Annotated in this window: 11 protein-coding genes; 9 read left to right on the top strand and 2 right to left on the bottom strand. The window is 41.7% G+C overall.

Annotation, left to right across the window (positions count from 1 at the left end; genetic code table 11):
- The 4 genes from GX654_13640 to GX654_13625 are packed head-to-tail and all read left to right on the top strand — an operon-like array spanning window position 1 to window position 4436.
- A complete protein-coding gene (locus tag GX654_13640) occupies window positions 1–828 on the top strand; it encodes an LpxI family protein (protein ID NLD37905.1) in 828 nt (275 codons plus the stop codon).
- Between the two features lie 23 nt (window positions 829–851).
- Window positions 852–1829 (top strand): Gfo/Idh/MocA family oxidoreductase, encoded by a 978-nt coding sequence (locus GX654_13635; protein ID NLD37904.1) that lies wholly within the window; start codon window positions 852–854, stop codon window positions 1827–1829.
- Window positions 1830–1856: 27 nt separating this feature from the next.
- A complete protein-coding gene (lpxB, locus tag GX654_13630; GenBank protein ID NLD37903.1) occupies window positions 1857–3026 on the top strand; it encodes a lipid-A-disaccharide synthase in 1170 nt (389 codons plus the stop codon).
- Between the two features lie 24 nt (window positions 3027–3050).
- A complete protein-coding gene (locus GX654_13625) occupies window positions 3051–4436 on the top strand; it encodes a sigma-54-dependent Fis family transcriptional regulator (protein NLD37902.1) in 1386 nt (461 codons plus the stop codon).
- A gap of 297 nt (window positions 4437–4733) precedes the next feature.
- Here the strand turns inward: GX654_13625 and GX654_13620 are convergent, their stop codons facing one another.
- On the bottom strand, window positions 4734–5264 hold the full coding sequence (locus GX654_13620; protein ID NLD37901.1) for a hypothetical protein: 531 nt from the start codon (window positions 5262–5264) through the stop codon (window positions 4734–4736).
- The gene (locus GX654_13615) at window positions 5257–5826 is read right to left on the bottom strand and encodes a hypothetical protein (protein ID NLD37900.1); all 570 of its coding nucleotides are present in this window, start codon (window positions 5824–5826) and stop codon (window positions 5257–5259) included. The genes GX654_13620 and GX654_13615 overlap by 8 nt, the downstream gene beginning before the upstream one ends.
- Before the next feature lie 551 nt (window positions 5827–6377).
- Between GX654_13615 and GX654_13610 the strand changes: the two genes are divergently transcribed.
- From GX654_13610 to alaS, 5 genes are all read left to right on the top strand, one after another.
- Window positions 6378–7232, top strand: a complete 855-nt coding sequence (locus GX654_13610) for a DUF3800 domain-containing protein (GenBank protein ID NLD37899.1) — start codon at window positions 6378–6380, stop codon at window positions 7230–7232.
- A complete protein-coding gene (locus GX654_13605) occupies window positions 7229–9412 on the top strand; it encodes a site-specific DNA-methyltransferase (protein NLD37898.1) in 2184 nt (727 codons plus the stop codon). Before GX654_13610 ends, GX654_13605 begins: the two co-directional genes overlap by 4 nt.
- Window positions 9412–12096 (top strand): DEAD/DEAH box helicase family protein, encoded by a 2685-nt coding sequence (locus GX654_13600; protein NLD37897.1) that lies wholly within the window; start codon window positions 9412–9414, stop codon window positions 12094–12096. The genes GX654_13605 and GX654_13600 overlap by 1 nt, the downstream gene beginning before the upstream one ends.
- A gap of 902 nt (window positions 12097–12998) precedes the next feature.
- Window positions 12999–14030, top strand: coding sequence for a recombinase RecA (recA, locus tag GX654_13595; protein NLD37896.1), 1032 nt, complete (start codon window positions 12999–13001; stop codon window positions 14028–14030).
- Between the two features lie 18 nt (window positions 14031–14048).
- Window positions 14049–16685, top strand: coding sequence for an alanine--tRNA ligase (alaS, locus tag GX654_13590; GenBank protein ID NLD37895.1), 2637 nt, complete (start codon window positions 14049–14051; stop codon window positions 16683–16685).
- Window positions 16686–16690 lie beyond the last annotated feature (5 nt).

The raw sequence follows: 16690 nt of genomic DNA, 5'->3' as shown, positions 1-16690 counted from the left end.
ATGGCAGATAAGACCGGCACTATCGGTATTATTGCGGGTGGAGGGCAGTTCCCCCTTCTGGCCGCAGAGGCTGCCAGAAAAAGGGGGCTTATTGTCACGGCAGTAGCCTTTGAGGGAGAGGCAGACCCTGCAATCGGTGAAATGGCGCATCACACGGAATGGATAGGCCTCGGACAACTGGGAAAGTTAATCAAGGCATTTAAAAAAAGAGATGTAGATAAGGCCCTGATGGCAGGCACCATCAGCAAGGGTAAGATGTTCACCAATATCAAGCCAGACCTTAAAGGGCTTACCTTTTTATCCAAGTTTGCCATATTTCATGATGATAATATATTAAGGGCGCTTGCAAATGAGCTTCTTGACGAAGGCATTGAGATAGTCAGTTCAACCATATATCTGCCTGAACTCTTAGCCCCTGAACTCTGTTTCACAAAGCGGAAACCCTCCCGTGATGAGGAGAGGGATATACAAATCGGGTGGCGGATCGCCAAGGAACTGGGCAGGCTTGATATAGGTCAGTGTGTCATAATCAGGGACAGGACGGTACTCGCCCTTGAGGCAATAGATGGGACAAACGCCACTATAATAAGGGGCGGTAAATTGGCAAAAGAAAAGGCGGTTATTGTAAAGGTAAGTAAACCTGAGCAAGACCTCAGGTTTGATATCCCCTCAGTCGGCCTTGAAACAATAAGGTCCATGATTGAGGTAAAGGCGAGCGTGCTTGCCATAGAGGCGGGGAAAACCCTTGTTTTTGACCGTGAAAAAATGGTTGACCTTGCTGACAGAAATAAAATATCTATTATCTCCTGCAAACTGCAGGATGAATAACATATTAAAACCGGGTTAATAAAATGATTAAAGAAAATAAAAAAATCAGGGTCTGCGTAATCGGCGTGGGCCAGATGGGTGAAAAACATGTGACAAAATATTCCGGTAACGCAGGTGTTGAGCTTGTCGGTGTATCGGATGTAAATATCAAAAGGGCAAGGGAGATCGGTGATAAATACAGGGTAAAGGTATTTGAAAATCATATGGATCTCTTAAAACTTGTCGATGCAGCAAGCCTTGCGGTTACCACTGAAAAACATTTTGATGTGGCAAAGGATATATTGAATTCGGGGGTGCATCTCCTAATTGAAAAACCCATTACATATGATCTTGAAAGCGCAGATATCCTTCTTAATCTTGCCCATGAAAAAAACCTTATCATGCATGTGGGGCTGGTTGAACGATTCAACCCTGCGATTGTAAGGATCTCTGATTATTTAAACAATCCCCTCTTTATAGAGACCCACAGAATGAACAAGTTTACCGAAAGGGGAACAGATGTGGATGTGGTGCTTGACCTTATGATACATGACCTGGATATTGTACTTAATCTGGTCCCCAGCGAGGTAAAGGAGATACATGCCATCGGCATGTGCGTGATTACAGATAAGACCGATATTGCAAATGTAAGGCTTATATTTGAAAACGGCACTGTCGCTAACCTCACGGCAAGCAGGATTGCTGAAAAGACCCTTAGAAAGATACGCGTATTCCAGCCTGATGCATATATCCATGCAAACTGCTATAAGAAGGAATTCAGTATTACACGCCTGAACGAGGGGGCTCATGACAGGGTAAACCTGGCAAACCTCAAGACAGAAAATGTGATGTTCGAGAACAGTGACCCTCTGGCAGATCAGATCAACCATTTCCTGGTATCTGTACGAAAGGGCAAAAGGTCTGATACTGCCAACAGGGATGAAAGAAAGGCGCTTAATATAGCACTACAGATTATTGAACAGATACATAAAGGGTGCAGGACATTTATGCCTGCAAAGTAAACCTGTTTCCGCTGACAAAAGAGTGAAATGAACATCTTTGGTTCCAGATATGTGCTTATAGTGGCAGGTGAGGCCTCTGGCGACCTGCATGGGGCAAATCTTGTCAAGGCCATGAAGGATATTGACCGTGATATCATGTTCAGGGGTATTGGCGGCGATAAGATGGTGCTTGCCGGTGTGGATATTGTCACCCACGCATCCCAGATGGCAGCTGTAGGTTTAACAGAGGTCTTTTCAAGATCAGGGGCTATTCTAAGCTCCTATTTCAGTTTGCGCTCTATCCTGAAAAAGGAACAACCTGATCTTTTAATTCTTATTGATTACCCCGGTTTTAATATTAGCCTTGCAGGTGCTGCTAAAAAATTCGGAGTGCCTGTGCTCTACTATATAAGCCCGCAGCTCTGGGCCTGGAGAAGCGGCAGGGTGCATAAGCTCGCTAAAAGGGTAGGTAAAATGGCAGTGATCCTCCCCTTTGAAAAGGAATTTTATGCCAAAACAGGCGCTGATTTGCCTGTGGAGTATGTGGGGCACCCTTTAATGGATCAGGTGCCTTTATTCATGAACAGGGTGGCCATGGAGAGGGAATTCGGTTTTAAAAAAGAGGATACTGTTATTGCCCTTATGCCGGGAAGCAGGGATGAAGAGGTATCAAAACTTCTGCCTGTTTTGCTTGAGGCCGCAGGGATAATATCCTCACGTGTGCCAAACCTTAAATGTATTATACCTGTTGCCCCCACCATATCACAGGATCATATTAAGAGGATGATTCAGGGTTCACGCCTTGATATTGTCACAACCGGAAAGGGGGTTTACCGGGCGCTTAAAGTTAGTGATCTCGCGCTTGTTGCATCAGGGACCGCTACCCTTGAAACAGCTATCATGGGTGTGCCTATGATTGTTACCTACCGCATGTCCCCAATCTCATACAGTATTGCCAAACGGGTGGTCAAGGTCCCATATGTGGGACTTGTCAACCTGGTGGCAGAAGAAGAGGTGGCTCCGGAGCTTCTGCAGGAGGATGTGCGCCCTGATGTCATCGCAGAGAGCGCCCTTGCCATACTCTGTGATGAGAACAGAAAGAGGGAGATCAAGGATAAACTTGCCAGGGTCACTGAGAGCCTCGGAGGGCCGGGCGCCTCAAAAAGAACAGCCCAGCTTGCCTTTGAGATGATGAAGGGGGGACTCAGCACCCTATAAAACCTGCCTTTTAAGGATTAGGATATGGCCAGATCGATTTTGATAATAGATGATGAGCAGAGCATACTTCAGACCCTTGAGGGAATTTTGACCGATGAAGGCTTTGAGGTGCACTGTGAGCTGAGCGCAGTTACTGCCCTTAAAAAGATAGATGAAATGATGCCGGACCTTGTTATCCTTGACATCTGGATGCCTGTCATGAACGGCATTGATGCCCTTATGAGGCTCAAGCAGGAGTACCCCTATATCCAGGTAATAATGATGTCAGGCCACGCTGATGTAGAAACAGCGGTTAAGGCCACAAGGCTCGGTGCCTATGACTTTATTGAAAAACCCCTTTCCATGGAGGAACTCCTTTTAGCTATCAACAATGCCCTCAATTTTTACCAGCTTGAAGAGGAGATGGGCATACTCAGGGAGCGGGATCAGTACAGATACCATATTACTGGAAAGAGTGAGCAGGTTAAAAGGCTTAAAGAGAGCATAGAGAAGGCAGCCCCCACCAATGCCAGCATCCTCATAATGGGTGAAAACGGCACAGGCAAGGAACTTGTAGCCCATACGATTCACAGGCTGAGTAAAAGAAGTCTTAAGCCTATGATAGAGGTAAACTGCGCAGCTATCCCTGAAGAGCTCATAGAGAGCGAGCTGTTCGGCTATGAAAAGGGTGCCTTCACGGGTGCCGGTGTAAAAAAGAAGGGTAAGTTTGATATTGCCCATGAAGGGACACTGTTTCTGGATGAGGTGGGCGACATGAGTTTAAAGGCCCAGTCAAAGACATTACGTATACTCCAGGAACAGAAGTTCGAGCGCGTGGGCGGCTCACGAACCATCCATGTAAATGTCAGGATCATATCTGCAACGAACAAGAATCTTATGGCTGAGATAGAGGCAGGAAGATTCAGGGAAGACCTTTATTACAGGCTCAACGTTGTTCCCATCCATTTGCCTCCATTAAGGGAAAGGGCTGAAGATATCCCTGAATTCATTTCCACCTTTTTGGATCAGAGCCATCTTAAAGGGGAAAAGGGTAAAAAGCGTTTTACCGATGAGGCCATTGAGCTGTTAATGCATTACAGGTGGCCCGGCAATGTGAGGGAGTTAAAGAACCTGGTTGAAAATCTGATTATCATGTCAAAGGATGAAGTCATATCTATTGGTGACATCCCTGCCCCCTATAACCGGTCACAGGCTACAAATGATGGACTGGGATCATTTCTCAATATAGATAGCTTCAGGGAAGCAAGAACCCTCTTTGAAAAGGCATATATAGAGGCCAAACTAAAAAAATTCAAAGGGAATATAACCCAGACCGCAGATGCCATAGGGGTAGAAAGAAGCAACCTCCATAAAAAGATAAAGGCTTATGGGTTGGATGCATTAAAAGAAAGGGTGAATTGTGAAGGGTGAAGGGTGAATTGTGAATGGTGAATGGTGAATGGTGGATGGTGGAGGGTGAATGGTGAATGGTGGTGAAGCAACTATTCGATAATTCCGAATAGTTCGAACAGTTGGGAAATGTTGAAAGATTGTATCCAATGACAATTATATCCATGCAGTTTTGCTACACTTTATGAATAATAATATATTTGTAGAATTTATAAGTCTTTAAAGATCACTGGTGCAATGGAAGAAAAAGTCACAAATAGTTTGTAGGATATTGAGTATATCGTAAAGTTAATTGAGCAATCTATTTATAATATCTTTTTATGTTTCCTCTGGACGATTACAGTTATCTAAAATCTCTTTTGCTATGGCTTCATTTTTACCTGTATTTTCGAAAAGTAAATTAATCTTTTCAATAACTTTTTTATTTTTTAAAAATTGAAAAGTGTAATAAAATAATTTCATAAACATATATGTAAAAAAAATAAATGTAACCCATACCAAAAAATTGTTATTAACTTTAATCAAATTCATATGGTAAAAATAATATACAAGAAGGGAAAGTGGGATACCCAGAATAAGTGATATGATTGTTATTTTTCTCAATAAATTATTAATAATTGGAAAGTATTTAGCGCAACGGTTTGCACTTTTTAATGCTTTTATTTTGACTGAAGCACTATTAGTTTTTGCAGAATTCGATTCTGCGTCATGAAGTGCTTCTTTAATTCTTTCAGATATTTTTACTAAGCCTGCAGTAGATTTAGGCGCAACAAATGTTATAAATATAGCCTCATAAGCAAAAAACATTTGAGTATAGTAAAGGATGAATACGGAGTCTAGGCTACGCATTTACTGGGGATATCCCATTTAAGCTATTCCAGACAATATTAAATCTAGTAAGAAGTTCCCCCGCTTTTTCTGGGCCATTACAACAAACTGAGGCTTTTATATTATTAGGCATATTTGACTCAAAGTCTTGATGAGGCTCTTCTTCGCGGTATCGTTTTCCATCAACTACCATGAAATGTTGAATCGGATTATCTCCAACATATTTACATGGATGATACGATATAACATTGCAGCCTATTTCCTTATTTATAGTGTCAAAGTTTTCTTGTATAGCCTTATAGTCTACGTCACTCAGAGTAATAATCCTTATTTTATTAGGAGATTTTATTTTTTGTGATGATTCTTTTAGGTATTTATAAAAATCGATTCCATTATAAAATGGTTCACACAATGACCCTGATAAAATTTCAATGCTCTGTTTTGCTGAATTTATAAATGAAGTAATAATAAACTTTGCGTGCTCAGGACTAATATTTCCAAATATCAATGGAGAATCAACTTTTATAAGATTTTTAACCATCTCGTCATATACATTGATAGGCGTAGATGTATTATCATTCATGTTATCCTCCTTTTAGTTTTTAATAAGTTATTGATGTTTATAAGGTTTTTATGCTTGTATCCCACTTTTTTACACTTTTTAACAAAATATTTATTGAGCAGCAAGCATTTTTTAACTTTTTTAAAATATTTTTACTACAATTAAGTTGCTGCAAAACTAATTAAAATAATAATACCATCATATCGGCATTTTAACCATTAATCTTTAATAGTCCATTTATTGCAAACTGCCCTCCTACAAAAAAGGATTTATTGAATATTTGGAATGATGTAAGCGTTGATATGAAACGACTGTAGAAAATTTACAGCATAAGCAACCGGAAACTTGTAATAAACACTCTATAATATCCTAAAATTATCTCTAATATTCTCACGTTCATATTGTAAAGCTTTTCTTGTTTTAAGCTGGGACTTTTGTTATTTATTCAAACTAACAACATATTTAGGCCTCTTTTTCCAAATAGTTAAATAGATTATTGGATAGAACGTCCTGTCCTTTGTGAAATGGGTATATGGTATTGTTAATTTCAGGTAAATATTATGGAATATGTCGTGTTTACAGATGAAAGTCAGATTACTGCATCACGTTTTCAGAGCCTTTCAGCTTTTTCCCTTCATAAATCAAAATGTGAAGAAGCAACTGAGGAGATAAAAGAGATATTAAAAGATTCTGAGATAGCGGAATTTAAATGGAAAAAGGTAAAAGATGCAAAATATAATTTTTGCGCTGAAAAAATCATAAATTTCCTTTTTAACAATCTGTACAAGTATAAAATAAGAATTGACACCATTATCTGGGATACCCATGATGCAAGGCATAAAATACAAGGCCGTGATGATATGGCAAATTATGAAAGAATGTTCTATCACCTGTTGAACTGTTCAATGAAAAAAAGGCCAAAAGCTGCAAAATGGGTTATCCAACCAGATCAGCGTTCTGGAATTAATTGGAATACTGTTCATGATTGCTTATCTGCAAAAGGTCGACAACAGGATTTTCATAATACATTGTTTGGATGTTTTTTTACCGATCCTCACTTCACAGTTTTATCCTTTGAAGAAGGATGTTCAAAAGCCCAACCATTGATACAGGTAGCTGATCTTTTCTCAGGGATGGCAGTTTTTTCAAAAGACTCATATACAAAATATGTAAAATGGAAACGGAAACAAAATCCAAATCTCTCACTATTTGCAGAAGAAAATATCTCGCTTAGTAATCGAGAAAGTTATAGGTTTAAACTTCTTGATCTGTTTAATAATAAATGTAAAGCAGAAAAAATTGGTGTTTCTCTCGATAGGAAACAGTGTTTATATACGTATGATCCTAAAAATCCTGTAAATTTCTGGCATTATGTGCCGCAGCATGAGAATGACAGGGCACCTGTAAGAGGAGGAAATAACAGATGAATCTCACCGATAACGAGAAAAGGGATATAATTAAATATGTAGAAGCTGGTAAGCCTTTGCCGGACAAATACCGCTTTTTATTGTTTGATGACAAGCGAGAGGTGGAACTTGTATGGAACGGCAAGACCAATGAGGTCTGTAATATTGTTCTCCCATTTCAGGTGATTGAGCAGGTTGATGAACCACGGGCTGAAAAGCCTGAAGACACTGCACGCCAGCTTAGTATATTCGATTCACGTGGCCGCCAGAAGGCCGGATGGACAAACAAGCTTATCTGGGGCGATAACAAGCTGATCCTCTCATCCCTTAAGAATGGTCCGCTTCGTGATGAGATAGAGAGAAATGGCGGCATAAAGCTCATATACATTGACCCTCCCTTTGATGTGGGCGCTGATTTTTCCATGGATATCGAGATAGGAGACGAGACCCTTCATAAGGAGCCGGGGATACTGGAAGAAATAGCATATAGGGATACCTGGGGTAAGGGGGCAGATTCATTTATATCCATGATTTATGAACGGCTGGTTCTCATGCGGGATCTATTGGCTGAGGATGGGAGTATTTATGTGCATGTAGATTGGAGATTAAACTCAGTATTACGGTTGGTTATGCAAGAAATATTTGGTCGGGAGAATTTTTTAAATCAAATTGTTTGGTGTTATCAAACACGGCAATTTTCTAAAAGATACTGGAATCGCAAGCATGATGACATTATTGTATTTTCAAAAATTCCTGACAAACATATTTTTAATTGGGATGCAGAGGGTGTTCTTGAACAGTATTCAGAAAATACTATCAAAAAATATAAATTGCATGATGAAAATGGTTATTATAGATTGTGTGGCCGTGGAATAACAGGAAGTCCAATAAAATCAGCAAAAGATGTTGAGCCAAAATGGGAAATTTCCAATCCAGAATTAGTAGTAAGAGATTATTTGGGTAAAGGATTTGCTCCGCCAGATTATTGGAGAATTGATATCGTAAATCAAGTCGCTAATGAAAGAAACGATTACCCAACTCAAAAACCTGAGGCTTTACTCGAACGCATAATAAAAGCCAGTTCCAATGAAAACGCTATTGTCGCAGATTTCTTTTGTGGTTCTGGAACTACAGCAGCCGTTGCTGAAAAGCTCAACCGCAAATGGATAGTGTCCGACCTGGGCAAATTCGCCATTCACACAACTAGAAAGAGAATTATTCAAGTCCAGAGACAACTCAAGGGAGAGGGGAAAGATTTTAGGGCTTTCGAGGTGCTGAATCTTGGCAAATATGAACGCCAGCATTATATCGGGATCAATGAGAATTTGAGGGAAGAGGAAAAGCAGCGGCAGATTGAAGAGAAAGAGCGAAAATTTACAGAACTTATTCTTCATGCATACAAAGCCCAATCTGTTGAAGGATTCCCTGCATTTCAGGGTAAAAAGGCCGGACGCTTAGTTGCTGTGGGGCCTATCAACCTCCCGGTAACACGCCTTTTTGTGGAAGAGATCATACTTGAGTGTCGTAAAAACAATGTCACCCGTGTGGATATACTTGCCTTTGAATTTGAGATGGGGCTTTTCCCGAATATCCTTGATGAAGCAAGAAACAAGGGCATAGATATCGCACCAAAATACATACCCCGTGAGGTCTTTGACCGCAGGGCAGTTGAAAAGAATCAGGTGGTGTTTCATGATGTAAGCTATATAGAGGTTAAACCCCATGTACAGGGGAAAAGTGTTGCTGTTGAACTCATTGATTTCTCTGTCTACTATACCCAGGAAACCATAGACAGCGTGGCCGAAGGCTTAAAAGAAGGAAAGAACAAGATCACAGTTGATAATGGCAAGATAGTAAAGGTTATAAAAGACAAGAATGGGGTTGTTACAAAGGAGGTCCTCACAAAAAAATGGACTGACTGGATAGATTACTGGTCAGTCGATTTTGACTTTGAAAGCAAAAGAGAGCTCATCCGGGTTACTGATGAGGAAACAGTTAAAGCAGAAGAGCGCTGGACAGGGGATTTTATCTTTGAAAACGAATGGCAATCTTTCCGAACCAAAAAAGACCGCACCCTTGAATTGAAAAGTGTGTTTCATGAATGTGCCCCTGGACGTTATAAAATAGCAGTAAAGGTAGTTGATATCTTTGGAAATGACACGATGAAGATTGTGGAAGTAACAGTGGGAGGTAAAAAGTAATGGCAATACATCCTGATTTTCCATCTTCACCCTATGAGATCCTAAACCCTGATATCCGCTGGTTTCCGGCTGACGAGGTGCTACGTGAATCAAGCTATGAAAAACTGCTTCCTCCCCTCGTGCACCTCCTCCGTGAGGAAATACATGAATGGCGAAAAAAGGGTTATGAAGGAGCCACAAACACAAGCATCTCATTATTAAACTGGTGGTTCAAAACTGAGCACCTTATCTCACAGTCAGATGGTTCTGTAACCCCCTTCAGATATTATTATGCTCAGAGGGAAGCTGTTGAAACCATCGTCTATCTTTATGATGTTGTAAAGTTCAGGGATAAATATGACCTTTTACGATATGATTCATCTCAGGCGGTTTCTGCCGGAATGTTTGATGAAAACTGGCGCAGACTGGTTGTGAAGATGGCAACAGGAAGCGGCAAGACAAAGGTAATGAGTCTTTTACTTGCCTGGTCCTTTTTCCATAAAACATATGAGGAAGACTCTGATCTTGCCAGAAACTTTCTGGTTATTGCCCCAAATATTATTGTTCTTGACCGTATTCGAAATGACTTTGACGGCCTGCGGATATTTTTTCAAGACCCTGTACTTCCTGAAAATGGCTATGATGGGCAGAACTGGCAGGATGATTTTCAACTTACCCTGCATATCCAGGATGAGGTTAGGATAGGAAGAAAGACCGGTAATATTTTTCTGACAAATATACACAGGGTTTATTCTTCAGATACCTTAGAGGCCAGCTTCACAGATGAAAACACCATGGATTATTTCTTGGGCAAACGGCCAGTTGGAAAAACAAATGATTCAAAGGTCGATCTTGGTGAAATTGTCCGAGACATTGATGAACTTGTTATCCTAAACGATGAGGCGCACCATATACATAACCCGAAGCTAGCCTGGTTTAAATCTATTCAGGATATCCACAATAAACTGCTTCAGAAAGATAAATTCCTTTCATTGCAGGTAGATGTGACAGCAACACCAAAGCATAACAATGGAGCAATATTTGTTCAGACTATATCTGACTATCCCCTGGTTGAGGCAATCTCTCAGAATGTTGTAAAGCATCCGGTTCTTCCTGACAGTGCAAGCCGTTCAAAACTTGTCGAAAAGCAGAGTGCCATCTTTACAGAAAGATATGCCGATTACATTAATCTGGGGGTTGAAGAATGGCGCAAGGTTTACCCTGAGCATGAAAAGGTGGGTAAAAAGGCCATCCTTTTTATCATGACCGATGATACCAAAAACTGTGATGAGGTAGCCGAATACCTGGAATCTACCTTTCCTGAATTTAAAGATGCAGTAATGACAATTCATACGAATCAGAGCGGTGAAATCTCTGAGATAGTAACAGGAAAAAGCAAGGATGAACTGGACAGGCTCAGAGAACAGGCGAATAAAATAGACAGCTGGGATAGCCCATTCAAAGTTATTGTGTCGGTTCTTATGCTCAAGGAAGGCTGGGATGTAAGGAATGTCACTACTATTGTAGGATTAAGGGCATACGCATCAAAAAGTAATATACTCCCTGAACAGACCCTTGGGCGTGGCCTGCGTCGCATGTATTTCGGTACTGGCATAGAAGAATTTGTAAGCGTTGTTGGGACAGATGCCTTCATGGAGTTTGTTGAATCTATAAAAAGCGAAGGTGTTGAGCTTGAGCGCAAACCAATGGGTGAAGGTACTGGGCCTAAATCGCCATTAATTGTTGAGGTCGATCTCGAAAATACAAAAAAGGATATTGATAAGCTTGATATTAAAATCCCTGTTCTTTCACCCAGAATATACAGGGAATATAAAAATATATCAGAACTCGATCCGGCATGCTTCGGGCACCAAAAATTAGAATATCGGCAATTTTCAGAAGAACAGAAGCGGGAGATAATATTTAAAGATATAACCACCAACGATATAAACCATATCACCCTGCTTGATACAACAGCAGTTGCCGACTACAGGAGTGTTATAGGATATTTTACTAAAACAATAATGAAGGATTTAAGGCTTGTTAGCGGGTATGACATTCTGTATGGCAAGATGAAGGAATTTATTACTGACCACCTCTTCACAAAGCATATTGAAATAGATGACTTGAATACGTTAAGGAATCTTTCGGAATTAAATGCAACGAAGGCAATCATTGAAAGCTTTAAAAAGTATATCAATGAATTGACTGTAAAGGATAAAGGCGAGACAGAAATCCGCGACTATATCAAGCTGAGAAAAACAAGGCCTTTTGTCGTAAAAGATCAGGGTTATATCATCCCCCGGAAATCTGTTTTTAATAAGATAATTGGTGACAGTGGGCTTGAGTTGGAATTTACAGCTTTTTTGGAAGATTGCGACGATATCATTTCTTACGCTAAGAATTTTTTAGCAGTCCATTTTACGATCGACTATATCAATAAAGATGGGTTTCCATCCAATTATTACCCTGATTTTCTAGTGAAGGTATCAGAAAAAGAAATTGTTATTGTTGAAACCAAAGGACTTGAAGATATGGATGTCCCTGAAAAGATGGGCCGATTAAAGCAGTGGTGTGAAGATATCAATATTGCCCAGAGTGAATTCCATTTTGATTATGCTTATGTGGATGAAGCGGGTTTCCAAAGATACAGACCAAAGAATTTCAATGATCTCATGAAAACCTTCAGGGAATATAAAGGTTAAATAATTCAAATGCGTTATCTTTTTATTTCTAAATTAGAAGAATGATGCAGGCTGCTTCTGTTTTCCCGGATGAAAAAATTGTCGTATCATTGATACGACAATTGAGATGGGTATATCTTAGGGCAATTATTACACAGTATGTGCTCAAACGTGATTTCTGGAGTTGAGATGTTTAAGATGGCAAAATGGGCCGTAAAAAGTGCATAAGTATTAAAAATTTCCCAAAAGAATAAAATAGACAGGGTTCATGAAAAACGCCGGTAGAAACGCCGGTAGAAACGCCGGTAGAAACGCAGGTAAAAAAGGAATTCATCAGACTTAGGAAAGAGGTCGCTATCGAATATGAAAAATACCTGCCTAACTGGAAGCAGATGAAAAAGAACTCAATAAACTGCCCGCTAGTCATGTGGACTGGAAGTATTGATTTAATAGGCTATAGCTGGACAGATATTAAGCATTTCAAAAAATGGAAACCGGATTAAAACCCTTAAAGCAACTATCCGGAAATCCCGGATAGTTCATAAAGGAGGTAAATGGGAAATGGATGACGATATATAAGGTTATATTCCCTCGAATTCGGGGGAATTAGCGGTTAGTTTTTTAGTGCTTTATTTTAAACCCGTCGAATTCAACGGGTTTAGAAGCTGGCTGGTATAAAAAGGAATTAATGGTGAATTTTGAATGGTAAATGGTTAATGGTAAGAAAGAAAATATTGCAAAAAATAATTCACCCTTCACAATTCTCAACTCACCATTCATCATTCATCATTCATTATTGATTTTATACTTTTATCTGTAGTATAAGAATGGGCTTGCAGTAACAGGTCATCTTATCTTTGTTTAATAATAAAGACGATTTAACTGTTTTACACATAAACATGTAGATAATAAGGGGGTAATTTATGGCGGATACTTTAGAAAGAAACAAGGCGGTTGAACAGGCCATTTCTCAGATAGAAAAGCAGTTTGGCCGGGGGGCTATAATGAAGATGAGCGATGATAATATCATCGTTGTGCCTGCCATTCCTACAGGCTCCCTTGCCCTTGACATTGCCCTCGGTGTGGGCGGTGTGCCCAGAGGAAGGGTTATTGAGATCTACGGCCCTGAGTCCTCCGGAAAGACCACCCTTGCCCTTCATATATCCGCAGAGGCGCAGAAGCTTGAAGGTATGGTTGCCTTTATAGATGCGGAGCATGCTCTTGATATGGCCTATGCCAGAAAGCTCGGCGTTGATGTTGACAGCCTCCTTGTTTCACAGCCGGATACAGGCGAGCAGGGGCTTGACATAGCAGAAATTCTGGTAAGGAGCGGCGCCATTGATGTGCTTGTAATAGACTCTGTTGCGGCACTTGTGCCACGGGCAGAGATAGAGGGCGACATGGGGGACCAGCACATGGGCCTTCAGGCAAGGCTTATGTCACAGGCATTAAGGAAACTTACCGCTACCATAAGCAAATCAAAGACATGCGTCATATTTATCAACCAGATCAGGATGAAGATAGGTGTTATGTTCGGGAGCCCTGAAACCACCACTGGCGGTAATGCCCTTAAATTCTATGCTACCCAGAGGCTTGATATACGCCGCACAGGCGCAATAAAAGAGGGGAATGACGTAATAGGCTCCAGGACCAAGGTAAAGGTGGTTAAGAACAAGGTGGCCCCGCCCTTTAAGGAGGCGGAGTTTGATATCATCTATGGCCACGGCATATCAAAGGAGGGGGATGTGCTTGACCTTGGCGCTGAGATGGGTATCGTTGAAAAGAGCGGCGCATGGTACTCCTTTGAAGGTGAGAGGATAGGCCAGGGCAGGGAGAATGTTAAAAAATTCCTCGCAGAAAATGTGGATATACTGAACCGGATTTCCGAGCTTGTAATGGAAAAGGCAGGTGTCTGGAAGACAAAACCCACTATCGAATCTGAAAATCAGGAATAACAAAGGATTATAAGATAAATGGATCACAAGGAAATCAGAGCAAAATACCTGGATTTTTTCAAGGGTAAAGGCCATGAGGTTGTAGCAAGTTCATCCCTTATCCCAAGGGATGACCCGACTCTTCTTTTTACAAACGCCGGGATGGTGCAGTTCAAAGGGCTTTTTTTAGGGGAAGAAAGAAGGGGCTACACCCGTGCTGCCACCTCGCAGAAGTGTGTGAGGGCAGGCGGAAAGCACAATGACCTTGAAAATGTGGGTTATACCGCAAGGCATCACACCTTTTTTGAGATGCTCGGCAATTTCTCATTTGGTGATTATTTCAAGGAGGAGGCCATTACCTGGGCATGGGAACTGCTTATGGAGGGCTATAGGCTTGATAAGGATAGGCTCCATATCACCATATATAAGGATGACGATGAGGCACATGATATATGGGAAAAAAAGATAGGCATACCTTCCTCACGCATTACGAGGCTCGGTGAAAAGGATAATTTCTGGGCAATGGGTGACACAGGCCCATGTGGCCCATGTTCTGAGATACACTTTGACCAGGGTGCAACAGTAGGCTGCGGCAGGCCTGACTGCGGCCCTGCATGTGACTGTGACCGTTTTCTTGAGATATGGAACCTTGTATTCACACAGTTTGATAGAAGCCCGTCAGGTAAACTCACCCCGCTTCCCAAACCCAATATAGATACCGGCATGGGTCTTGAAAGGGTAACCGCTGTTATCCAGGGTGTAAAGAGCAACTATGATACAGATATATTCACTGTTCCCATAAACCGCATCCAGGAGCTTTCATCTATTAAATATGGCGAGCGTGAAAAAAGCGATCTCTCCTTCAGGGTGATATCTGACCATGCAAGGGCAGCCGCATTTCTTATAGGCGATGGTATTATGCCATCAAATGAGGGGCGCGGCTATGTCTTAAGGCGCATCATCCGCAGGGCCATAAGGTACGGCCAGGTACTGGGGTTCAAACAGCCCTTCTTTTACAGTGTTGCAGAGAGTGTGATAGACGCAATGGGCGGCCATTATACAGACCTTGAGGGTTCAAGGTCATTTATCAAAGGGGTTCTGGTAAATGAAGAAAAGAGGTTTGCCGACACCCTCTTTTACAGCATGAAGATATTAAGTGATGAGATAGAAAAGATCAAATCAGGCAGGGGTACTGTAATCCCCGGTGAGCTGGCCTTTAAACTCTATGACACCTATGGGCTTTCCCTGGATATAGTGCAGGATGTTGCCAGGGACGAAGGGCTGACTATAGACATGGAGTCATATGAAAAGTCCATGTCAACCCAGAGAAACCAGTCAAGGGAATCATGGAAGGGGAGCGGTGAGGAGAAGATCCCGGAGGTTTACAAAAAGCTTGCCTCCTGCGGCATCAGGTGCAATTTTATGCGTGATCAGGAGCAGGATTTTAAATCAAAGGTAGCAGCCATTCTTGTAAATGGCAAAGATGCCTCTGAGGCAAAGGCTAATGATGCTGTGGAGATACTCCTTGTATCCACCCCCTTTTATGGTGAAAGCGGGGGGCAGGTGGGTGATCAGGGGGTGCTTGGTAACAGCAGCGTAAAGATCATGATCACAGACACCATAAAGGCAGGCAGTGACCTTATTATACATAAAGGCACAGTAGAAAGCGGGAGTGTAAAAACAGGCGATGAGATAACCGCACACGTGGATTATGAAAGAAGAAGGGCCATACAGGCAAACCATACTGCCACACATCTATTGCACAGCGCCCTCAGGGAAATCTTAGGAGACCATGTCAAGCAGGCGGGGTCACAGGTATCTGCTGAGCGGCTGCGTTTTGATTTCAGCCATTTTGCGCAGGTAGAAAAGGAAAAGCTCATGGAGGTGGAGGCCCTTGTAAACATGCATATCAGGGACAATCACCCTGTATCAACAGAGGTGATGACAAGGGAAGATGCATCAAAGACAGGGGCTATGGCAATATTTGAAGAGAGGTATGGCGCCAATGTAAGGGTGGTAAGCGTAGGCCAGGGCGTCAGCATGGAGCTCTGCGGGGGCACCCATACACACAGCACAGGCGATATAGGATTTTTTAAGATAGTATCAGAAGGGGCAGTGGCTGCAAATGTCAGGAGGATCGAGGCTGTAACCGGTAAGGCTGCTGTTCTCTATTCCCAGGCAAAGGATAATGAGATAAAAGAGGCTGCCGCATTATTAAAGACTACTCCTGACCAGCTTATAGAAAAGATAAACCAGGTGTTAAGGGACTTAAAACAGAAAGATGCGGATATAGAGGCCCTTAAGGCAAAGATCATCTCAAAGGAATCAGGGGATATCCTTTCAGGCCTGAAAGAGATTGGCGGTATAAAGGTGCTGGCTAAAGAGCTTGATGAACTCTCACCCAAAGAGCTTCGCGATTATGTGGACAGGATAAGGGAAAAACTTGCATCCGGGATCATAGTCTTAGGCTCAAAGAGTGAAGGCAAGGTTATGCTTATATGTGCCGTCACAGATGACCTTACAAAGAGATATAATGCCGGGAAAATAATTAGGGAGATGTCAGAGATCGTTGGCGGAAAGGGCGGGGGCAGGCCTGATATGGCCCAGGGCGGGGGCAGCGACCCTCAAAAACTTGCCCAGGCCCTGGGATCAATCGATAAAATGATTACCGGTTGATTGGG

It is taken from the genome of Desulfatiglans sp., assembly GCA_012513605.1.
Taxonomy (GTDB): Bacteria; Desulfobacterota; DSM-4660; order Desulfatiglandales; family HGW-15; genus JAAZBV01.
The sequence above is the reverse complement of the archived record's forward strand: the minus strand, read 5'-3'. Positions and strand labels throughout refer to the sequence as shown.